Source organism: Hyphomicrobium sp. LHD-15 (assembly GCF_031157355.1).
Lineage (GTDB): Bacteria > Pseudomonadota > Alphaproteobacteria > Rhizobiales > Hyphomicrobiaceae > Hyphomicrobium_C.
Window position 1 is genome coordinate 888,924 of sequence record NZ_JAVIFT010000001.1, and the last position, 20,065, is coordinate 908,988.

Genomic DNA, 20,065 nt, shown 5'->3' on the forward strand with positions numbered 1-20,065 from the left:
CAATACATTTCTCAACGAACGAGATTAAAGAACCGGTTCCAACGAATATCGAAGGGCCAAGTCCAGGGTGAGAGCCAACGCATGGCTTCGGGATCATCGACGGCGGCCGAGAAGAAAATGACCTCCGCCCGGCCGATCAGATTCTCGAACGGCACGTAACCAACAGACGCGCGGCTGTCGGCGGAGTTGTCGCGGTTGTCACCCATCATGAAATAGTGGCCGGGCGGAACCTTGAAGACTTCCGTGGTGTCGAAGTCGCCCTCGGGCTCAAGGTCGAGCACCGTATAGGTGAGGCCTTCCGGCAGGGTTTCCTCGTAGCGCTTGTAAACGACGTTGCGGCAGTGGCGGAAATACTGATCGCATTCCTTGTTGGCGAATTCGTCCTTGTACACCTTCGGGATCGGCTTGCCGTTGATGTAGAGGATGCCGCTCTTCATCTGGACTTCGTCGCCGGGCAGGCCGATCACGCGCTTGATGTAGTCGAGCGATTCATCCTGCGGCAGGCGGAAGACGGCCACGTCGCCGCGCTTCGGCTCGGCGGCGAATACGCGACCCGAGAACAGGTGCGGGCTGAAGGGGAACGAGAAGCGGCTGTAACCGTAGGACAGCTTCGAGACGAACAGGTAGTCGCCGATCAGAAGCGTCGACTTCATGGAGCCCGAGGGAATATTGAACGGCTGAAAGAAGAACACGCGCACGACCATCGCGATGGCCAAGGCCTGCACGACGATCTTCGCGGTCTCAGACCAGCTGCCCGCATTGGCCTTGGAGTTCGTTTCCAGGCTCATCTCCTGCTCCTTAGCCCCGCAAGGCTGGGTCGACACATTGTAAAACCTTGCTCGCTATAACGACTAAGCGTGCAACGTGCAAATTGGGTGCGGCGTGGTGCCGCCATGCCCGAACCTGCCGCCGCAACACCCCCTTGGAGACCGCCCTCTAACCCACCTCCCGGCCGTTGCCGGCCGGGATAGCGGAAATGATGACAACAGCCTCCGCCAATGGAAAATCATCGGTCAAGGTGAGGTCAATGCGCGCGGTCATGCCCGGGGGCGTAATCCGGAGCAATTGCTGCGCTGCACCACCCGTCAAGGTCAGCGTCGGACGCCCAGACGGCAGATTGATGACGCCCATGTCGCGCCAGTAAACCCCCGCGTGAAACCCGGTGCCGAGCGCCTTGGCGCAGGCTTCCTTGGCGGCAAAGCGCTTGGCGTAAGAGGCGGCCCGGTTGGCACGCCGGTCAGACTTGGCGCGCTCGATGTCGGTAAAGACCCGTTCCAGAAAGCGATCGCCGAAGCGCTGGAGCGTCACCTCGATGCGGCGGATATCGATGAGATCGTTGCCGAGCCCGATGATCACGCGCTGACCCGCGTGGACACCTTGGCCCGCGCCTCGTCCATCAGGAAGCGCATCCTCCGCACGGCCGCGTTGAGGCCACCGAAGATGGCCTCGCCAATGAGGAAGTGGCCGATGTTGAGTTCGACGACCTCGGGCATGCGGGCGAGCGGCGCGACGGTGTTAAACGTCAGGCCGTGACCGGCGTGAACCTCGAGGCCAAGCTTATCGGCGACCGTCGCGCCTTTTGCCAACCGCTCGATCTCGGCGGCCGCGCCTTTCGCATCGTCATCGGCGGCGTAGTCGCAATAGCGACCGGTGTGCAGCTCGACGATGTCGGCGCCAAGTTCGGCGGAGGCTTCTATGGCGCGGATATCCGGCTCGATGAAAAGCGAGACACGGATGCCTGCGGCTTTCAGATCGGACACGACGGGCGCGAGCGATTTCTTCTGCCCCACGACGTCGAGCCCGCCTTCGGTGGTGCGCTCCTCACGCCGCTCAGGGACCAGGCAGCACGCGTTCGGCACATGGCGGAGTGCGATGCGCAGCATCTCGGGTGTTGCCGCCATCTCGAGGTTGAGCGGGCGGGTGAGCTCGGATTTGAGGCGCGCGATGTCGGTATCGGAGATGTGGCGACGGTCCTCGCGCAGGTGGGCCGTGATGCCGTCGGCGCCAGCCTCGACCGCGAGGTGGGCTGCGCGCAACGGATCGGGATGGCGCCCGCCCCGTGCGTTACGGATCGTCGCGACGTGATCTATGTTCACGCCCAGCCGAATGCTGCCGTGCTGACCTCGCGTCATTTCCCTTCACCCTGGCTGCTTGTTCGTGGTGCTTATTTTGGGGCCTGCGGCCCTGGTTAAACCCCCCGGCCGACGGAGGCCGGCAAGGCTCATCATTCAAACACACGTTCGACCTTGCTGACCACAGCTTTCGCCTTGAGACCGTTGATGATCTGGTTCAAGTGCTGCAGGTCCCAGACCTCCAGGCCGATGCGCAGCTCGGTGAAATCGGAGGCACGCCGGATCATCTTGAGGTTGTCGATGTTGCCGCCAGCCTGGCCGATGACATTGGCGATCTCGGCGAGCGTGCCCGGCTGATTTGGGGCCGTGACGCTGATGAGGGCCGGAAAACGCTCCGGATTTTCCGGGTCGACGTCCCAGGCCACGTCGATCCAGCGCTCATGCTCGTATTCCTGCAGGCGGGGCGACGAGATCTGGAAGACGCGGATACCCTCGCCCGGTGCCAGCACGCCGACGATGCGATCTCCCGGCACGGCGCCGCCGGCTTCGAACAGCACCGGCATGTCGTTGCGGACACCGCGGATCGGAATGCCGCGAACACGACCGGTGGTCGTTGCAGATGCGGCATCGGCTTCGTGGGAGCCACCGAGACTAAATTTGTTGGAAGCGGCCCGGGTCAAACTCAGCCAACCCTTCGATGCCTTGGTGGTCTCTTCCGCACGCTGCGGCGGGCGCGCGGCAGCAGCGGCCAACTCCGGAGCGATGGCCCTGAGAACGTCCTCGATCTTGACTTCGTTGCGCGCAACGGCCGCAAGCGCATCCTCAAGGCTCTTGTAGGAGAGCCGCGGCAGCACTTTCTTCAGGCGTTCGTCGGAGTAGGATTCTCCGATGCGCTCGAAAGTGGAGATCAACAGGCGGCGGCCGAGCTCGGCATACTGACGGCGGATGGCATCGCGCGCGGCGCGGCGGATGGCGGAGCGGGCGCGCCCCGTCACGGCGAGGCTTTCCCAGGCTGCCGGCGGCGTGTGCGTCTTGGAGGTCTGGATCTCGACCTCGTCGCCGTTGCGGAGACGGGTGTCGATCGGCACGTGGCGGCCGTTGACGTACGCGCCGACGGCGGCGTTGCCGACATCGGTGTGTACGGCGTAGGCGAAATCGAGCGGTGTCGCGCCGCGCGGAAGCGCAATCAGACGCCCCTTCGGCGAGAAGCAGAAGACCTGATCCTGGAACAGCTCGAGCTTGGTGTGCTCCAGGAACTCTTCCGGATTGGAGCCTTCGAGCAGCGTCTCGACCAGGCGACGCAGCCACTGATAGGGCCCGCTTTCCTTGTCGGTGAAAACCAGGGCTTTGCCGGAGCCGCCGTTGAGCTTCTGGCCATCCTTATAGACGGCGTGTGCCGCAACGCCGTACTCGGCCACGTTGTGCATCGCGCGGGTGCGGATCTGCAGCTCGACGCGCTGATGGCGCGGGCCGACGACAGTCGTGTGGATCGACTGGTAGTTGTTCTGCTTCGGGGTCGAGATGTAGTCCTTGAAGCGGCCCGGCACCGTGCGCCACGTGGTGTGGGCGACGCCGAGGACGCGATAGCAGTCGTCGATGGTGTCGACCACGACGCGGAATGCATAGATGTCCGACAGCTGCTCGAGGCTGATCTGCTTGTTGGCCATCTTACTCCAGACGGAGTAGGGCTTCTTCTCGCGGCCGGAGACCTCGACGTCGATCCCGACATCGGCAAGCATCTTGCGCAGTGCGACGGCGATCTCCTCGACCAGCCCCTCGTTCTTGGTGCGCAGCTCTTCGAGCTTCTCGGTTACCGTCTTGTAGGCTTCCGGGTTGAGCCAGCGGAAGGCGTGCTCCTCCAGCTCGTCGCGCAGCGCCTGCATGCCCATGCGGCCGGCGAGCGGCGCATAGATCTCGAGCGTCTCCTCGGAGTTGCGCTTGCGGCTCTCGGGCTTCATGTGCTCGAGGGTGCGCATATTGTGGAGGCGGTCGGCGAGCTTGACGAGCAGAACGCGGATGTCGCTCGAAATCGCGATCAGGAGCTTGCGGAAGTTCTCGGCCTGCTCGGCCTTCTTCGACACGAGATCGAGACGCTTGATCTTGGTGAGGCCGTCCACCAGCGCGCCGATCTCGGGCCCGAACAACTGGTCGATCTCGGCGCGGGTGGCGTCGGTGTCCTCGATGACGTCATGCAGCAGCGCGGTGACGATGGTGGCGTCGTCGAGCTTGAGATCGGTCAGGATCGCCGCAACTTCGAGGGGGTGGGAGAAATAGGGGGCGCCCGAGGCACGTTTCTGGGACCCATGCGCGCGCATGGCGTAAACATAGGCGCGATTGAGCAACGCCTCGTCCGCAGTCGGATCATACTTCTGTACTCGCTCGACGAGCTCGTACTGACGCATCATGGGTCGCACACACTCCCGGCGTCGGGTTAGAGCCCCCGGGCCTGCCAAGCAGGACAGGGCGCTCCCGTCTTTTGATCTGGTCGCGTTTGCTACGACGAACCGACGCCCGTCCCGGATGTCGATGGGGAGCAGCATGGCTCCGCCATCGCGGTCCGGAACAAGACCTGCCCGAAGGCGCCTGGCGCAGGGTCAGGCGAAAGCAGGTGCGTTCCGCAAGAAGCTCAGCGACCGCGCTCGCGCGGGCCGCCGCTGCCGTTGGAGGAGGGCTCCGACGGCGTCATGCTCTCGAGACCGCGCAACAACTGCTCTTCGGTGAGCACGTCGACCTGGGTGTCGGACGACTGCTCGTCGCGGCCGAGGATCGGGCTGCGGCGTTCCTGCGGAAGAACCGGGGCGGCTGCCGCTTCCGGCTCGTCCACCTCGACGTTCTTCTGGATCGAGTGGATCAGGGATTCGCGCATGTCCTCCGGCGGAACGGTCCGCTCGGCGATTTCGCGCAAGGCCACCACTGGGTTCTTGTCGTTATCGGGATCGATGGTGATCGCGCTGCCGTTGGCAATCGAACGCGCGCGATGAGCAGCCAGAAGGACCAGCTCAAAACGGTTCGGTACCTTGTCGACGCAATCCTCGACTGTGACGCGTGCCATTCTCTAGCACCCCTCTCTCGTCTCGCTCATGATGCGGAATGAATCCGATTAGCTGCCGTAGCCCTGACCCGGGCTCGACACGCCGCTTCAGCCTGCTTAACTGGCATGAAAATGGCCAGCGAGCAAGCCGAGTTGAGGCCGATCAAGGCATGCGACAACCTCAACCGGGACAGAATGACACCGCAACAATTGCAAAATAGTAAGTTGCCACCATCTCACGTTTAGCAAATAGAAAGTTTCGAGGCGCGCGGGCACCACGAACTGCGGCGCAAAATAGCTTGGGGAAATTTTTTCCACCAGCGGGCTGCCATTCATGACAGAATGCGCTTAATCTTCCTGATGCCGAAGATTACACTACTGCCCTGAGCGAGATTGATTTTGCCGCGATCTTGCCGTTGCCGGCGCGCAGCAGGTGCCTCTAGGCCCGGTTTGTTCAAGGAACATAGAAAATGCACTTTTACCAGGGTGAACGTGTTGCTCTTTTTATTGATGGCGCCAATTTATACGCCACATCAAAGGCTTTGGGATTTGACGTAGATTATAAGCGGCTGCTCGCACTCTTCCGCCAGAAGTCGCATCTGGTCAGAGCGCTTTACTACACGGCGCTTTCGGAAGATCAGGAGTATTCGTCGATCCGCCCACTGATCGACTGGCTCGATTACAATGGCTTCACCATGGTAACGAAGCCGACCAAGGAATTCACCGATGCGTCCGGCCGGCGCAAAGTTAAGGGCAATATGGACATCGAGCTTGCTGTCGATGCCATGCGGCTCGCCGATACCCTCGACCACATCGTTCTTTTCTCGGGCGACGGGGATTTCCGCGGGCTGGTTGCCGCGCTTCAGCAGAAGGGCAAGCGGGTCAGCGTCGTTTCGACGCTGCAGACCCAGCCGGCCATGGTCGCTGACGAATTGCGCCGCCAAGCGGATCAGTTCGTCGACCTCGCCGATCTCGAACAGCTGATCGGCCGCGACGCGACGACCCGGGTCGGGCGGGACTCACGCGCATCATCCGGGCGCGTCGCACCCTCCCATTCTCACCGCGAGAGCCACGCCTATCACGACAACGACGACCTCTCGCAAGAAGAAGTCTAGGCCATTCGACACACGGCAAGCGGACACTCCGGTTGCCGTGTGATGCGTTTTCGGGGCCGTTCGACTATCCTTTCCGTCAGCCATGGCCCGCGCTCCCTCCCTCCCTTCGTCCGATTTTGCACCTGAAGCGCCGCGGAACTGTCCGCTGTGCCCGCGGCTGGTCGCGTTCCGCGAGCAGGCAGCCCAGAAAGAGCCTACCTGGTTCAACAACCCGGTCCCCTCGTTCGGTAGCCCGAATGCGAGGCTGCTGATCGTCGGGCTGGCGCCTGGATTGCGCGGGGCCAACCGCACGGGGCGCCCCTTTACCGGCGACTACGCGGGCGACCTCCTCTACTCGACACTGCTCGCTTTCGGTTTCGCTCGCGGGACTTACAAAGCCGACCCCAAGGATGGGCTCACGCTCGTCGACTGCATGATCACCAACGCCGTGCGCTGCGTCCCCCCCGAGAACAAGCCGCTGCCGGAGGAGGTCCATACCTGCCGCGGCTTTTTCAAAGCGCGTCTGGCGGCGCTGCCAAAGCTCGAGGCGATGGTGCTCTTGGGGCGGATTGCGCACGATCAAACCTTGACGACGCTTGCCCTCCGTAAAACGTCTTATCCGTTCAAGCACGCCGCGCGCCACACATCGCCGGACGGGCTTGCGATCTTCGACAGCCTGCATTGCTCGCGGCTCAACACCAACACGAAGCGACTCACGACCGAGATGTTTCACGACGTTTTTCGCGATGTTCGGGCCTATCTTGACGGGCTTTCGCCCTAGTACCTTGCGCAGGTTCTTGCGTTATCGCCCCTTCAACCTTTGCCACCCATTGCTTATCATCCGCCTGCAACAGGCTTCCTCGCCCTCAGGAGACAAACCTTATGGCAGCCGACGCTCCGCTGGAAATCGCGCCCGAAAAGGTGGCCCACGTCATCATCAAGGCGCGCGAATACGATGCCAAGGTGGGCGCCTGGGACAACACGGCAGAGGACGGAGACGCGGACGAGAACCCGAGCTCGATTCTCGAGGACCTTTCCAACGATCCGACGCTGGCGGAAATCGCCGGGTTCATCGACGCGCTCAACGACGATGAGCAGGCGCATCTGGTGGCCCTCGCGTGGATCGGCCGCGGAACGTTCGAGACGGAAGAGTTCGCAGAGGCCGTCGAGACAGCCCGCTCCGAGAAGGTGAACTCGACGGCCGCCTATCTTCTCGGCTTGCCGCTGCTTTCGGATTATCTCGAGGAAGGGCTCGAGAAGCTCGGCTTCTCGGCCGGCGATATCGAGGACGATGTGCTTTAGGAGGCAGCGGGCAGGAGGCAGCGGGCTGGCCGGCAATCCAGCCGACATCGCAGTCGCTAGCGAGCGTGTAACGTCGCGAGAAGATCGGCGGCGTGGGTATGCGGCGGGTGCACGGGATAGACCACACGCTCGATCGCGCCGTCACGGAGCACGAAAGTCAGCCGCTTCAGGTAGACCACCCCACCGGTTTCGAACGCCGGCAAGCGAAGAGCCTCCCGCAAGCGCCCGTCCGCATCTGACAGCAGCGGAAACGGGAGGCGCATCCGGTTCGCGAACTCCTGCTGATCGGCGGTTGTCTGGCCGCTGATGCCGAGCACGTCGAAACCCGCAGCGCGGAACGTCTCGTAGTGATCGCGAAAGCCTTCGGCCTCGGGCGTCGAGCCATGGGCGCCGGGGATGTCGTCCCAGCCCGGCGGATTGGCGAGGCCCGGCCGGCCCGTCCAGGGATAGACGAAGACCACCCACCTTCCAGCGAGGTTCGCGAGGTTCACGGGCGAGCCGCTGGTCGCACTTCGTGCGATGTCGGGAAGCGAGAGCCCGGTTGCGAGATGGCGCGCTTCTCCGTCGTCTCCCGGAGCGGGATAAGGCCATGCGGTCATGTGCCCAGCCTCCGCGGGTTCGCGCGCAGCCAAGCCAGCACATCGCCGGCATTCCGGTCAGGCGGAAACACGGGATAGAACACCTTCACGATCACGCCGTCGTCGAGGATCAACGCCAAGCGCTTGATCATGGTTTTGCCGCCGACGTCCATGGACGGAAGCGACATCGCACGCGTGAGGCCCAGCGCATCATCGGACAGCAACGGGAACGGCAAGTGCAGGCGTTCGACCGTCGCCTGCTGCTCGGCCAGAGTTTGCGTCGAGAGGCCGAACACCTGAGCCGCGCCGGCAGCTTCGAGATCGGCATGAAGATCCCGGAATGCGCAGGTGTGCGGCGTGCACCCGCGCGCGCCAGGGATCGCGTCCCAGCCGTCGGGCAGTGCCACGCCCGGCGTGCCGGTCATGGGATAGATGAAGAGCACCGTCCGGCCGGGAAGCTTTGCGAGCGAGATCTTGCCGCCTGCGCTCGACGGGAGCGCGACGTCGGCCAGGGGTGCGCCTTCGAGATGGTGCGCGGCGCCGTCGTTCGTCGGCACCGGCAGCCTGGACCAATCGATCTCGAGCAAATTGCCGGGATCGGCCATCAGCCCTTCTCGCGCATGATGCGGGCTTTCTGGCGGTTCCAATCGCGCTTGGCTGCGGTTTCGCGCTTGTCGTGCAGCTTCTTGCCCTCGGCGAGCGCGAGCTTGAGCTTCGCGCGGCCCTTCTCGTTGAAGTACAGCTCGAGCGGCACGATGGTCATGCCCTTGCGCACGACGGCCTGGAATAGCTTCGCAAGCTCGCTTTTGTGCAGCAGAAGGCGGCGCTTGCGGCGCGGCTCGTGCTGAAAGAAGCGGCCGGCTTCCTGATACTCCGGGATGTAAGCGTTGATCAGACAGAAGCTGCCGTCATCCTCGAACGACGCATAGCTTTCGCCGATGTTGGCTTGGCCCGTGCGCAGGCTCTTGACTTCGGTGCCCTTGAGCTCGATGCCGGCTTCCCAGGAATCGGTGATGAAGTATTCGTGGCGGGCCTTGCGGTTCTCGGAAACGATCCGCCGGCCGTCGTCCTTCTTGGCCGACATTGTTGTTTTTGTCCTGTGCTCGGCTATTCGGCGGCGGCTGCCTGAAGAAGGCCGACCTTGACCAGCACCGCATCCACGGCTTTCTTCGTCTGCTCGGTGACGGGCGTGAGCGGCAGGCGCATTTCCGCCGAGCAAAGGCCGAGGCGCGAAGCCGCGTACTTCACGGGGCCCGGGTTGGTCTCGACGAACATGGCGTCGAACAGCGGCATCAGCCGGTCCTGCTGCTTCAGCGCACCGGCGAAGTCTCCCTTCATCAGCGCGTTCTGGAATTCCGCGCAAAGGCGTGGGGCAACGTTCGAAGCAACCGAAATGCAGCCATGCCCGCCGTGCGCCGTGAAGCCGAGCGCCGTCGCGTCCTCGCCGGAGAGCTGGTTGAACTCGGGGCCCATGGCAACACGCTGCTGGGAGACGCGGGCCAGATTGGCCGTCGCATCCTTCACGCCGACGACGTTCTTCAGCTCGTAGACGCGCGCCATCGTCTCGACCGACATGTCGACGTTGGTGCGGCTCGGGATGTTGTAGATCACGATCGGAATACCGACCTTATCGTTGATGGCCTTGAAGTGCTGGTAGAGGCCTTCCTGGGTCGGCTTGTTGTAGTAGGGGTTCACGATCAGGATACCGTCGGCGCCGGACTTTTCGGCATGCATCGACAGATCGATCGCCTCGTCGGTCGAGTTCGATCCCGTGCCAGCGATAACCGGCACACGGCCGCGCGCGGTCTCGATCGTGATGTCGATCACGCGCTTATGCTCGTCGAAATTCAAAGTTGGGCTTTCGCCGGTGGTCCCGGTCGGAACCAGGCCGTGGGTGCCTTCGGTGATCTGCCAATCGACGAAGCGGCGCAGCGCCTCCTCGTCCAACGAGCCGTTCTTGAACGGCGTAATCAGCGCCGTGATGGAGCCTGTGAACATGCGCTCTCTCGATGTCCTGGATTGCCGCCGGCACGGGAACGCGCTCGGCACAATCGTTGTCTTATGATGTCCACGGCTTTATCCGCCGCAAACCTCCGCCTTGTGCGAGTGGGATACCTTGAACGCGCGCGCCCGAATTTGTACCCTCTCCCGTATTCGCCCGTGTCGACCACGGCCTCATTGCGGCTGGGATGGTGGACATTATGCGCTCAGGCGGCTGCCTGCAAGCCAGGGCCGCCCGAGGTCGCAGCAGGGGTTACGTGCGATCGTCGTGCCAGGCGGGTTATGCCTCATAGGGGCCAAAAAGAAGCTGCAACTGCCTATCACACTTGAATTTCTTCCGGCGCAGCCGGGGATCTAACCGGCGCATTCGTGGCGCCGCGGCGAGGAAAAGCGTGACGGGACAGAACTGGAAACGAGACATCAGGCGCAGCGGCTTATCCACCGCCAGCCGAGGGCTCCTCGTCTTGCTTTCGGCTGCCGGGCTAGCCGCCGGCCCTACCCAAGCCGATCCCGCCAAAACGGCCAAGGACGCAAAAGCACCCACCAAGATCGCGACCCGTGGCCCTGAAACGGGCCACCCCGAGCTTCCGAAGCCGGCCAAGCCCTCTCAGGGCGAGCGCGCGCATACGGCCCGGCTCGATTCCGCGATCGCGCCGTTGAGCTCTTATTCGCTGAGCGCGGGCGATTCACAGGGTCTGCGGGACGCCGTCAAGGCGCTCTCGTCGGGCGGCGGCGACGTGGAGAAGGCCAACGCTTTCAAAGGCGCAATCAAGGACGCGACAGCGCGCAAGCTGGTCGACTGGGTTCGCCTGCGCAAGGGGCTCGGCACGCCGGCTGAGTATCGCGCCTTCCTCGATGCGAATCCGGCCTGGGCGGATAGGACCACGCTCACGCAGAAGCTCGAAGAGGCCCTGTTCGTCCAGGGCGGCAGCTCGGGCGAGATCAGGTCCTATTTCGTCGAACGCGAGCCCGTGAGCGGTGTCGGCTATGCGGCGCTCGCTTCCGCCTATCTGGCCGAGGACAACACCAACGAAGCCCGGCGGCTAGCGGCCAAGGCGTGGCGCGAGAAGATGATCCCGGCGAACCTCGAAGGCGGGTTCCTCACCCGGTTCGGATCGCTGCTGACGGCCGCGGATCACAAATGGCGGCTCGACCGGCTTTTGATGGACGACATACGCTGGCAAGGCGAGAAATCGGCGCGGGCCGCCATCGTTCGCCGGGTAATCCCGCTGCTGCCGGCCGGAGAGCAGAAAAAGGCCGAAGCACGTCTCGCGGTGTTTCTCGGCTCGAACGGCGCGCGCAAGGGCATCGAGGCTTTCCCGGCCGAAGGCGTGCCGGACTGGGGCCTCACGTTCCATCGCATCCAGGCGCTTCGGCGTGGGGGCAAAACCGAGGAAGCCGCCAAGCTTCTCCTCGGCGCGCCCACCGAAGAAGCCCTGATCGTCTCGCCCGACGACTGGTGGATCGAGCGGCGCGCGAATGCCTATGAGGCGTTGAAGGCCAACAAGCCCAAGCTCGCCTACGAGCTCGTGCGCGAGGCCGGCCCGCTCGGCGCCAATCCCGCCAAGGATCAGGCTTTCATGGCCGGCTGGCTCGCGCTTCGTTACCTCAAGGACACCAAAGCGGCCGAGCGGCATTTCCTGGCGATGAACAAATCCGCCGACGGCCCCTTGAGCCGGGCGAAAGCGCGCTACTGGCTGGGTCGCACGGCGGAAGCGCGCGGCGACAAAGCCGCGGCCAACGAATTCTACCGGCAGGCGCTTGCCGACCCCGATACCTTCCATGGGCTTCTCGCTCGCCAGAAGCTCGAACCGGGGCGGCTTGCGATCACGACCTCGCCGCCTGCCGAGCCAACCGCCGACGAGATCAAGCGGTTCGTCAGTCTCGATGCGGCCAAGGCCGTCGTCATCGCCAAGAGCGCGGGACTCGACATCAGCATCCCGCGCAGCTTCCTCGTGCAGCTCCGCCAATACGCGAAATCCGAAGGCGAGAGCGCGATGGTCGCGCATCTCGCGGAAGCAATCGGCGACACGCAATCGGCCGTCCGCGCGGCCAAGTATGCGATCGCGCGCGGGCAGAACCTCTATTACTACGCCTATCCGGTGCATCCGTTCCCGGCCTACAAACCGCTGCGCAAGCCGCCAGAGACGGCGTTCCTGCTGGGCCTTGCGCGTCAGGAGACGGAGTTCAACACGCTGATCGTCTCCGGCGCCGGCGCCAAGGGTCTGCTGCAGGTCATGACCGTGACGGCCAAGCACGTCTGCCAAGACTACAAGATCAAGTGCGACATCAACCGGCTGCTGACCGACCCGTCCTACAACGCGATGATGGCGTCGGCTTATGTCGGCGATCGCATGGAGGAGTTTTCGGGGTCCTACATTCTGACGCTCGCGGGCTACAATGCCGGGCCGGGGCGCGCACGCCAGTGGATCCGGGAATTCGGCGACCCGCGTAATCCGAAGGTCGATCCGATCGACTGGATCGAACGCATTCCGATCCAGGAAACGCGCGAATACGTGGCGAAGGTGCTCGCGAACATTCAAATCTACCGGGCGCGGCTCGGCGAAGAAGCTGCCGCGCTCAGACTTGACGAGGATCTCATCAGAGCGCGGATGGCGGCGCGCCATCCGCCGACGGCCGCGGGGGCGCGGTCGGACGGGTAGGAGCATTTTGGGTTGCGTTCGCGACGAGGCTGGGCGGCTTCGTTGTGACTTCTTTCAGTGGGGTTGTTTGGTCATGACGCGTGATAGCCAGGCGTTTCGAGACATCTATTTCACGACCCGCGACGGGCTGCGGCTCTATGGGCGGCACTATCCGGCCGCGTTCCATGACGGCACCGTGCGCCGGCCGGTGCTCTGCCTCGCTGGCCTCACGCGCAATTGCCGCGACTTCAACGTGATCGCGGAAGCGCTTTCGCAACGCGCAGACGGGCCGCGCGACGTCTACACCTTCGACTATCGCGGGCGGGGGCTTTCGGAGTCCGATCCCGACTGGACCAACTATGCGGTTCCGATCGAGATGCTGGACGTGCTCGACTTCATGATCGTCGCGGGCATTCAGAACGCGTCGATCATCGGCACCTCGCGCGGCGGGCTCATCGCAATGGTCATGGCGGCCGCACAACCTTGCGCGGTGGGACCGGTGGTTCTCAACGACATCGGCCCCGTCATCGAGCAGAAGGGCCTCGGGCGGATCTCCGCCTATGTCGGGCGCATTCCACTGCCGGGCTCGTGGGCCGAGGCCGGTAGCCTCGTTCACGACATGAGCCGGCGTGCGTTTCCCGCCGTCCCAGTCGGCGAGTGGATCGAAGTCGCGAAGCAGTGGTTCAACGAACACAAGGGGCGGCCGGCGCCCGGCTATGATCCTGAGCTTTCGAACGCGCTCTCCGTGCTCGACGGGCCAATCCCGGCGCTATGGCCGCAGTTCGAGGCGCTGAAGCGCGTACCTGTGCTGGTTCTGCGCGGAGAGACCTCCGACATCCTCTCGGCCGAGACCGTCGAGGAAATGCGCCGCCGCCATCCCGCGTTCTCGTCCTTCGTGGTGCCCGGCCAGGGCCATGCACCATTGCTCAGAGACCAGGAGACGATCGATCAGATCGCAAACTTCCTGGCCGCATCCGAAACCTCCGAGCGGCAGCCGCGTCTGGCCTACGGCTGAGCGTCGCGCGCGCGCCTACGAGACGTGAGCAGGCTCACCAGGACAAGCACGGCAAGGCCGAGCGGGAGCCCGAACACCCCGCCTGACGCGCTGTCGATGCCGAGCCAATTGGCGAGGCCGGCCCGCGTCGCGGTTCCCCGCGCCAGCGTTTCGAGCGACGCAAGGGCCGTTGCCTTCGCCTCGTCGCTTTCGCCTTCACTGGCCTCGGTTTCGAGCGCGTCGAACTCCTCGATTGCGGATTCGCTCGCGTTCGAGAGCGGCGCCCAGGTCCGGTAGAACGCAGCCGGAGCCACCTGAATGCCGATGTCGTAGTAGAGCGTCACGCCGGCTCCGACCAAAATGGCCAAGACGGCGCCTGCCGCGGTGGCGCGGCGCCACGCAAGCCCGAGCGCCAATACGGGAAACAGTCCGGCAGCAGCAAGCGACAGCGAAGCAACGATGATCTCGACCAGATCGTGCGGCCTCAGCATCGCCGTTCCGGCAGCCAGCGCGACCACGGCCAACACGAGGATAGAGACAAGCAACGGGCGGCCTTTTCGCGACACATCCGTATCGATGTTCGCGATGGTCATGAGACCGCGAACCTGCGCGACCACGGCGACGATCGCCGCCACCAGCAGGCCGGCTATGAACAACACCGCGCCCACGCCCGGCACGCCGGAGAGGGCGGGCAGCGCGAGCAGCAAGCCTGCGGGCTCGATGACGAGCGCCGCCTGGCTCAGCGTTGCGGCTTCATTGCCGGCGGCGGTTGCCGCGGCGGGCAGCACCGTCGAAACATAGGCTTCCCATGCGGTCACCTGGCCCGCAGTGATCGCACGCGCCGCAGCTGCGACGGCTTCCTGCGTTTCGGGAGCAAGCGCGCGCCAACGCTCTTCCAGATCGAATGCATGCAGGGCAAGGCGATCGGCGATTGCCGATGGATCCTCGACGCCGGCGCCCACCGCTTTGGCGACCGCATCGAGCATGGCGAGCGAAGTGCCATGAACATGGGCGACGCCAGCCTTGAGCGGCGCCTCGAGCCAAGCCGGCAGGGATGCGAGCGGTGTGCCGTCGGCGACTGCGTTGTAGATCGCGAGCTTGGCGTAAGCGGCGAGCGCGGGAACAGTGAGCAGCAACAGCATCACGAACAGCGCGGTCCAGGCGCCGGAGAGGCGGATCGCGGAGCGGCGCGTTCCGGCGGCGAGCGTGGCGGTGAGATGCGGAAGCACCGCCACTCCCAGCACGACAGAAACGAGGAGCGCGAAGAGATCGAGCCCGGTGAGGCGCGCGAACGGCTTTGCGTGCACGCTGAAGGTATCGAAATCGACGAGCCCGTTTTCGACCAGTTTTTCTTCGAGCGTGGCGATGGACGTCAGCGTCTCGGGCACCGCGAAGTGCGGCACTCCGAGCCCGTGCGCCTTCAGCGCCAGCAGCACGAGCGGCACCAGCAGGCTCGCAGCCAGAAGCAGGTAAGCAAGCACGGAAAGCCAACGGAAGGCGCGGTCGGTAAGCAGCGTTGCGCCCGCAGCGCTCAACACGAAGGCGCCCCCGAGCGCCACGATCAGCGGCAGACCCAATCCCGTTTCCGCCAGCAGGCCGATAAACGTGAACTCGACCGCCAGCATCGGCAGCACGACAAACACGATGACGATAGCCGCGAGGATGGCCGTCGCCCTGCCGAACCTTCGAAAGAGCGCGTCGGTGATCGTCGCGCCCCCCGCCCGCCGCATACGCGGCGCGATCAGAAGTCCTGCGAGAACGACGCCCGCGAGCAGGCCCAAGCCGTACGCCAGATGATCGAACCCGGCCACGAACACGAGCCCGGGCAGCGACAGCAGAAGGACTGCGGGGGCCGCGATCCCGGCGGTCGAGATGCCGGCGAGGATCAGCGATCCCGATCCTTCCGAGACAGGTGCGTCCGCGACCGCCCCCTCGGGTCCAGCAAGCACATCACTCATGATCGCCTCCCTCGAGGTCAATCCGGTTCTGGCGCGCGGCCCAGACGAAGGCGAGGATCACGAGACCGATCAGCCCGCCTTGGGCGGCGAGGTAATATCCAAGCGGCAAGCCGTCGACGCGCAGGAGGTTGAATGGTTCGGAGGCCAGCAATAGACCCGCCGTCAGGCACGCAACCAACAGCAGGGCTGCGGTGGTCAGACGCGCCGAACGCAACGTGTGGCGGCGCGCGTGGTGGCGCTTCATGGCGCGGCGCGAAAGCCCGGCCGCAATCAGCAGGATGCCGAGCGCCAGGATGAAAGCGGTGCCGCCGTAGCCGAGCAGCGGGAAGAAATCGATATTGGAGAGGCCCAGCGTGTCGCCGGCGCCCATCACAACGATAACGGCCCCTGCCAGCAGCAGCAGCCCGAGGACGATTTCGATCATCTCCCCTACCCTCCCCGTACGCGCAACCCACATACCCGATCGATAGACGACTGGCCCCATCGATAGACCGGCCGCTTCGATAAACCGGCCTTTTGGCAGTCCGGCGACTATCCTCGCAGAATGAGGCTGACCGCAATCGCTATCGAAACGACGACGACGAGAGGGCGGATCAAAGGCGCACCGTGGACCATGGCGGCGCGCGCGCCGAGCTGAGCCCCCAGGATCTGCCCGGCCGCCATTGCCAGTCCCACCCGGTAATTCACGTTGCCCACCGCCGCAAAGACCGCGAGGGACACGATATTCGAAGTGAAGTTCAGCAGTTTCGTACCGGCGATGGCCGCCATCAGGTCGGCCCCGTAAAGCGCGATGAACGCGATCAGCAGCATCGAGCCGGTGCCTGGCCCCAAGAAGCCATCGTAGGCCCCGATGGGTAGAGCGGCACCGAGCGCAAAGGCTGTCCGGCCGAGCCGGGCCTTGCGATCCCCGCTGCCGAGCTGCGGGGCGAACGCAAAGTAGGCGGCGACCACGAGAAGAATGACCGGGACGGCGCGGCGCAGCCAGGCCGGATCGATCCATTGCACGGCGAGGCTACCGAGGACCGCGCCCGCCGCCGCAGCCGCCACTGCCGGCGCCAACTCTGCAAAATCGATGTGGCCTGCGCGCCAGAATGCGAAGCTCGACGCAGCGACGCCGAACGTGCCCTGCAGCTTGTTGGTGGCGATCGCCTCGGCCGGCGGCAGGCCGGCCATCAGCAGAGCGGGCAGTGTCAGCAAGCCGCCGCCACCCGCGATCGCGTCGACGAACCCGGCGCACACCGCCGCCGCGACGAGCAGACAGACGATCTCCAGCTCCACGAGATTTTCCTGCTTAATCTCAGCCAGGGGATCCGGACCCGATGGCGGGCCGGGAAATCAAATTCGGGGTAGCGCCTGTTGGCGCCACCCCGAACTGCATCTCCCTAGACTTGGGCTCTATTTTGATTTTTTCCGGGTGCGGGCTGGCCCCTCCTCACCCCGGTCCGAGGCACAATGAGTGTGCACCCCGCGACTGTCAAGAACGCTAGGCTAGGCAACAGGTTTCTCTGCCCGGGTAATTCGCTCGATGAGGCTGGCCCGGCGTTCTGCTTTTTGGGGCGCATCTCCGTTTGCGACGGCGGAGACCGGGGGTGTTCCGTTCGGCTCGGTGCCGTTGCCATTGGCTTCACGGGCGACCGGCGCCGTGGGCGCGGCACCATCGAGGGCCCGCAGGAAACCCGTCACACGGCTTGCATCCCCGGCTTCCCGGCGCGGCGCCTGCCCAACGGCAGTCTGTGCCGGGCGGGGAGACGGCCGGGGCGCGTTGATGCGCTCGACAAGAGGCTGCTTCGGACGGCCGGTAGTATCTCGGCGCGCGCCTCCCGTCGGAAGCGTGCCGGCGCCCAGCCGGCGCATCTCGTCCATGAAGTGAGCGGCCTGGCGCGCCAGCTTTTCGTTGGCGGCGGCAATCTCGGAGCGCAGCCGCTGGATGGTGCTGTTCTGTTCGTCAGCCTGTGCCTGCAGCGCGCTGACACGCGCGCGCATCGCCACCTTGCTTTCCTTCAAGGTGCGATCGTCCACATCCTCGGCCTCATAGGTTGCGAGCGCCGCCTTCAGCCGCGCGACCTCGGCCGTCTGATCCTGGTTGGTGGTCGTCAGCGACCGGATCTGCGATTCCAGAGCTGCCTGACCGGCGTGCCCGGCCTCCGCCATACCGCGCGCCGAACGCAAGGCGTTTTCGGCTTCGATAAGATCGCGGCGCAGGCGGTTGATTTCGTCGGAGTGATCCTCGACGGGGGCAGCCACAGGCGTCGAAGACGCTGTGCTGGCTGAAGCCTTCTGAGCCTCAACGGGCTGGGCCGCCGCGTCGTTGCGGGAGCTCGCATTCGATAGCGCACTCTGCAAGCGGCTGATGACGGCCGACTGGTCACGCGTCTTGGTGCGCAGCGCCTCGATCTCGGACCTGAGCGCGACCTCGCCGTCGAAACGCGGATCGGCAAGGGATTCGCGGTTGCGGGCCGCACGGGCGGCAAGCGTGGCGTTGAGCCGGTGGATTTCATCGCGCTGCTGCGCGTTGATCTGGGTCGCTTCCTCGAGGGCGTGAATCTGGCGCTGCGAAGACTGCGTGAGGTCGCCGATCTCGCGGTCGCGATTGAAGAGAAGCTTCTTGGTTTCGTTGAGGCGGAACTCGACCTTCGGCATGCGGTCAGCGATGGTCTGTTCGAGAACTCGGCGGGCGTTCTCATGCTCCTCGAGCGCAGCCCTCAGGCGTTCGACTTCGCCTTCCAGCTCGCTGATGCCCGCGTCGCGCCGATTCAACTCGACCCGCTGCCTCGCGGCCGAGTACGCGGCTTTCTCAACCTTCTGTTCGAGCTTGTGAATGGTGAGCGCGTAAGTCGCGCGCAGGCGATCCTTGTCGGCGGCGATTTCGGCGGAGGACAACGGCATCGTCGCGCGCAGCTCGCGGGCCGCGATACGCGCCGAGCGGCGGCCATAGAGCGGCGCCACCAGAAACCCGATGAGGCCAGCTGTAAAAAAGCCGAGCGCCACCAGCATGGCCGACTGGATGGTGATCACCGGCGCATCTCCCGGGCCACTCCTCTCATTTCAGTTCCCGCTCGTTGTCTTGCGGATGGGTGCAAGACACATTGATCAGAACGAATGGTCAAAACCGCTGACGCATCAGACCGCAACAGTCTGACGCCATCATGGCCCCGTGACGCTGACTTACAAAGCGAACCCGCCGCTCAACAACAAGGCCCACATGCGCGGCGCCGGCCCATATTTCACACGTCAGAGACTTAGGGCCTGACGTGAACATGGTCTAAGCCGCACACGGAGCCCAGCGCAAGAGCGTTGCTCTGCAACAGGTCGTTGGGTCACTTATAAAGGATTCCACGTCGGCGTGCGGGTATACTTCAGATATCCCACGTTGGCGCCGAGGCGTAAGCCGACGCCCGAACGGATGATGGCGAGCGTTACTTCCCCGTATTTCTGGAACTGCACGCTAAGCCCACCTACGAGATACGCCGCGCCCTGCACACCGCCGAATCTATTATAGATTTCCGAGGGATCGTGCATGTTGTAGACGAGGACCATGGCCTTTGAGCCTTCGGCACCCGCGTCGTAGCCCATCGACGGGCCTTGCCAGAACACTTTGTGATCTCCGGCATCCTTCGTGTAGAGACGGCCTTCGCCGTAGCGAAGCCCCACCACGAATGCACCACCCGCGTCTTCGCCTAAAATATAGCCATTGGGGCGACCCTGGCTCTTGAAGGCATATTCGACGGCCTGTGCAAGGCCCTGGCTGATGGCGCCAAAGAAGCCGTGTCCGGCCGCGATGATTTCGTTCTGCTCGTAGTGCCGGCTCGCGCCGCCACCCTGGGGGTAAGCCTCGCGGTACGGCGCTCCGTCGCCTTGCGGTGGCGCATATGGCTCACCATAGCCGCCGCCATCGTTGTTGGCGGGCTGGCCGGGATCGCTGTAGCTGTCGTTCTGCCGTTGGCGGGTGGGAGAGTAGGCATCGCTGCCGCCGGCATACGCGTCGCGACTCGGCGCGTAGGCGTCTCCGCCGCTGCCGCCGCCATATCCGCCACTGCGGTTCGGCGCGTAAGCATCGTTGGCGCCGTAGCCCCGGTTGCCCTGCGAGTACCCGCCTCGGGCACCGTTGCCCTGAGAATAAGCGTCGTTCTGGTTGGCGTAGCCATCATTGCGCCCGCCGGAATAAGACGAGCCGTCGCCGTACCCGTTGTTGGTGGGCGGATCGGACTGCCAGGGATTGTTGTCTTGAGCGTGTGCGGAGATGGCGGACAGAACGAGGAGTGCCGCTCCGGAAAGCGCCGGAAAAAGGCGCGAGCGAATCGAGATCATCATGGGTTTTCGAAATCCTTGGGTCTCGTTGAATAGAGGCGCAGACCTCAGCGCCGAGACGTAGCGAACCCCATTAGATCCTTGC

At 64.3% G+C, this 20,065-nt stretch carries 19 protein-coding genes; 5 read left to right on the forward strand and 14 right to left on the reverse strand.

The window, feature by feature from the left end; genetic code table 11:
- Positions 1-11: 11 nt before the first annotated feature.
- The 5 genes from lepB to rpoZ form a co-directional block, all read right to left on the reverse strand.
- The gene (gene lepB, locus RCO24_RS04040; RefSeq protein WP_308960113.1) at positions 12-788 is read right to left on the reverse strand and encodes a signal peptidase I; all 777 of its coding nucleotides are present in this window, start codon (positions 786-788) and stop codon (positions 12-14) included.
- A 148-nt stretch (positions 789-936) separates the two neighbouring features.
- Positions 937-1,356 (reverse strand): holo-ACP synthase, encoded by a 420-nt coding sequence (gene acpS / locus RCO24_RS04045; protein ID WP_308960114.1) that lies wholly within the window; start codon positions 1,354-1,356, stop codon positions 937-939.
- Entirely contained in the window at positions 1,353-2,132 is a 780-nt protein-coding gene (locus RCO24_RS04050; RefSeq protein WP_308960115.1) for a pyridoxine 5'-phosphate synthase, read from the reverse strand. The genes acpS and RCO24_RS04050 overlap by 4 nt, the downstream gene beginning before the upstream one ends.
- A 92-nt stretch (positions 2,133-2,224) precedes the next feature.
- The gene (locus RCO24_RS04055) at positions 2,225-4,477 is read right to left on the reverse strand and encodes a bifunctional (p)ppGpp synthetase/guanosine-3',5'-bis(diphosphate) 3'-pyrophosphohydrolase (RefSeq protein WP_308960116.1); all 2,253 of its coding nucleotides are present in this window, start codon (positions 4,475-4,477) and stop codon (positions 2,225-2,227) included.
- A gap of 221 nt (positions 4,478-4,698) precedes the next feature.
- Positions 4,699-5,124, reverse strand: coding sequence for a DNA-directed RNA polymerase subunit omega (rpoZ, locus tag RCO24_RS04060; RefSeq protein ID WP_308960117.1), 426 nt, complete (start codon positions 5,122-5,124; stop codon positions 4,699-4,701).
- Between the two features lie 449 nt (positions 5,125-5,573).
- Between rpoZ and RCO24_RS04065 the strand changes: the two genes are divergently transcribed.
- From RCO24_RS04065 to RCO24_RS04075, 3 genes are all read left to right on the forward strand, one after another.
- Complete coding sequence (locus RCO24_RS04065) at positions 5,574-6,218, forward strand: NYN domain-containing protein (protein WP_308960118.1); 645 nt, start codon at positions 5,574-5,576, stop codon at positions 6,216-6,218.
- An 82-nt stretch (positions 6,219-6,300) separates the two neighbouring features.
- Positions 6,301-6,978: a uracil-DNA glycosylase gene (locus RCO24_RS04070; protein ID WP_308960119.1), complete on the forward strand. Its 678-nt coding sequence runs from the start codon at positions 6,301-6,303 to the stop codon at positions 6,976-6,978.
- A 101-nt stretch (positions 6,979-7,079) separates the two neighbouring features.
- Positions 7,080-7,499: a DUF3775 domain-containing protein gene (locus RCO24_RS04075; RefSeq protein WP_308960120.1), complete on the forward strand. Its 420-nt coding sequence runs from the start codon at positions 7,080-7,082 to the stop codon at positions 7,497-7,499.
- Positions 7,500-7,555: 56 nt separating this feature from the next.
- Here RCO24_RS04075 and RCO24_RS04080 read toward each other — a convergent pair whose 3' ends face one another.
- From RCO24_RS04080 to dapA, 4 genes are read right to left on the reverse strand one after another with little or no spacing between them, the layout of a single operon-like run.
- Positions 7,556-8,098: a peroxiredoxin gene (locus RCO24_RS04080; protein ID WP_308960121.1), complete on the reverse strand. Its 543-nt coding sequence runs from the start codon at positions 8,096-8,098 to the stop codon at positions 7,556-7,558.
- Complete coding sequence (locus RCO24_RS04085; RefSeq protein ID WP_308960122.1) at positions 8,095-8,682, reverse strand: peroxiredoxin; 588 nt, start codon at positions 8,680-8,682, stop codon at positions 8,095-8,097. The genes RCO24_RS04080 and RCO24_RS04085 overlap by 4 nt, the downstream gene beginning before the upstream one ends.
- The gene (gene smpB / locus RCO24_RS04090) at positions 8,682-9,161 is read right to left on the reverse strand and encodes an SsrA-binding protein SmpB (RefSeq protein ID WP_308960123.1); all 480 of its coding nucleotides are present in this window, start codon (positions 9,159-9,161) and stop codon (positions 8,682-8,684) included. The genes RCO24_RS04085 and smpB overlap by 1 nt, the downstream gene beginning before the upstream one ends.
- A 23-nt stretch (positions 9,162-9,184) precedes the next feature.
- Positions 9,185-10,075 carry a 4-hydroxy-tetrahydrodipicolinate synthase gene (gene dapA, locus RCO24_RS04095; protein ID WP_308960124.1) on the reverse strand — a complete coding sequence of 297 codons (891 nt, stop codon included), beginning with the start codon at positions 10,073-10,075 and terminating at the stop codon, positions 9,185-9,187.
- A gap of 467 nt (positions 10,076-10,542) precedes the next feature.
- Here dapA and RCO24_RS04100 point away from each other — a divergent pair, with 467 nt between their 5' ends.
- Positions 10,543-12,741 (forward strand): lytic transglycosylase domain-containing protein, encoded by a 2,199-nt coding sequence (locus RCO24_RS04100; RefSeq protein WP_308960125.1) that lies wholly within the window; start codon positions 10,543-10,545, stop codon positions 12,739-12,741.
- Positions 12,742-12,814: 73 nt separating this feature from the next.
- The gene (locus tag RCO24_RS04105; RefSeq protein WP_308960126.1) at positions 12,815-13,735 is read left to right on the forward strand and encodes an alpha/beta hydrolase; all 921 of its coding nucleotides are present in this window, start codon (positions 12,815-12,817) and stop codon (positions 13,733-13,735) included.
- On the opposite strand, the gene RCO24_RS04110 is transcribed toward RCO24_RS04105, so the two are convergent.
- The 5 genes from RCO24_RS04110 to RCO24_RS04130 all read right to left on the reverse strand — a co-directional run bounded on the left by RCO24_RS04110 (position 13,726) and on the right by RCO24_RS04130 (position 19,983).
- On the reverse strand, positions 13,726-15,672 hold the full coding sequence (locus RCO24_RS04110; protein WP_308960127.1) for a hypothetical protein: 1,947 nt from the start codon (positions 15,670-15,672) through the stop codon (positions 13,726-13,728). The two genes, RCO24_RS04105 and RCO24_RS04110, sit on opposite strands and share 10 nt — an antisense overlap.
- Positions 15,665-16,096 (reverse strand): sodium/substrate symporter small subunit, encoded by a 432-nt coding sequence (locus RCO24_RS04115; protein ID WP_308960128.1) that lies wholly within the window; start codon positions 16,094-16,096, stop codon positions 15,665-15,667. The genes RCO24_RS04110 and RCO24_RS04115 overlap by 8 nt, the downstream gene beginning before the upstream one ends.
- Positions 16,097-16,203: 107 nt before the next feature.
- The gene (locus RCO24_RS04120; RefSeq protein WP_308960129.1) at positions 16,204-16,950 is read right to left on the reverse strand and encodes a TSUP family transporter; all 747 of its coding nucleotides are present in this window, start codon (positions 16,948-16,950) and stop codon (positions 16,204-16,206) included.
- Positions 16,951-17,160: 210 nt separating this feature from the next.
- A complete protein-coding gene (locus RCO24_RS04125) occupies positions 17,161-18,687 on the reverse strand; it encodes a hypothetical protein (RefSeq protein WP_308960130.1) in 1,527 nt (508 codons plus the stop codon).
- A gap of 306 nt (positions 18,688-18,993) precedes the next feature.
- A complete protein-coding gene (locus tag RCO24_RS04130) occupies positions 18,994-19,983 on the reverse strand; it encodes a DUF1134 domain-containing protein (RefSeq protein WP_308960131.1) in 990 nt (329 codons plus the stop codon).
- Positions 19,984-20,065: the final 82 nt, after the last annotated feature.

Coding starts and splice junctions, on each gene's coding strand:
- smpB (WP_308960123.1), bottom strand. CDS start 9,161: ATGTCGGCCAAGAAGGACGACGGCCGGCGGATCGTTTCCGAGAACCGC.
- RCO24_RS04080 (WP_308960121.1), bottom strand. CDS start 8,098: ATGACCGCATGGCCTTATCCCGCTCCGGGAGACGACGGAGAAGCGCGC.
- RCO24_RS04050 (WP_308960115.1), bottom strand. CDS start 2,132: ATGACGCGAGGTCAGCACGGCAGCATTCGGCTGGGCGTGAACATAGAT.
- RCO24_RS04105 (WP_308960126.1), top strand. CDS start 12,815: ATGACGCGTGATAGCCAGGCGTTTCGAGACATCTATTTCACGACCCGC.
- RCO24_RS04085 (WP_308960122.1), bottom strand. CDS start 8,682: ATGGCCGATCCCGGCAATTTGCTCGAGATCGATTGGTCCAGGCTGCCG.
- RCO24_RS04110 (WP_308960127.1), bottom strand. CDS start 15,672: ATGAGTGATGTGCTTGCTGGACCCGAGGGGGCGGTCGCGGACGCACCT.
- RCO24_RS04075 (WP_308960120.1), top strand. CDS start 7,080: ATGGCAGCCGACGCTCCGCTGGAAATCGCGCCCGAAAAGGTGGCCCAC.
- rpoZ (WP_308960117.1), bottom strand. CDS start 5,124: ATGGCACGCGTCACAGTCGAGGATTGCGTCGACAAGGTACCGAACCGT.
- dapA (WP_308960124.1), bottom strand. CDS start 10,075: ATGTTCACAGGCTCCATCACGGCGCTGATTACGCCGTTCAAGAACGGC.
- RCO24_RS04055 (WP_308960116.1), bottom strand. CDS start 4,477: ATGATGCGTCAGTACGAGCTCGTCGAGCGAGTACAGAAGTATGATCCG.
- RCO24_RS04065 (WP_308960118.1), top strand. CDS start 5,574: ATGCACTTTTACCAGGGTGAACGTGTTGCTCTTTTTATTGATGGCGCC.
- RCO24_RS04130 (WP_308960131.1), bottom strand. CDS start 19,983: ATGATGATCTCGATTCGCTCGCGCCTTTTTCCGGCGCTTTCCGGAGCG.
- RCO24_RS04070 (WP_308960119.1), top strand. CDS start 6,301: ATGGCCCGCGCTCCCTCCCTCCCTTCGTCCGATTTTGCACCTGAAGCG.
- lepB (WP_308960113.1), bottom strand. CDS start 788: ATGAGCCTGGAAACGAACTCCAAGGCCAATGCGGGCAGCTGGTCTGAG.
- RCO24_RS04115 (WP_308960128.1), bottom strand. CDS start 16,096: ATGATCGAAATCGTCCTCGGGCTGCTGCTGCTGGCAGGGGCCGTTATC.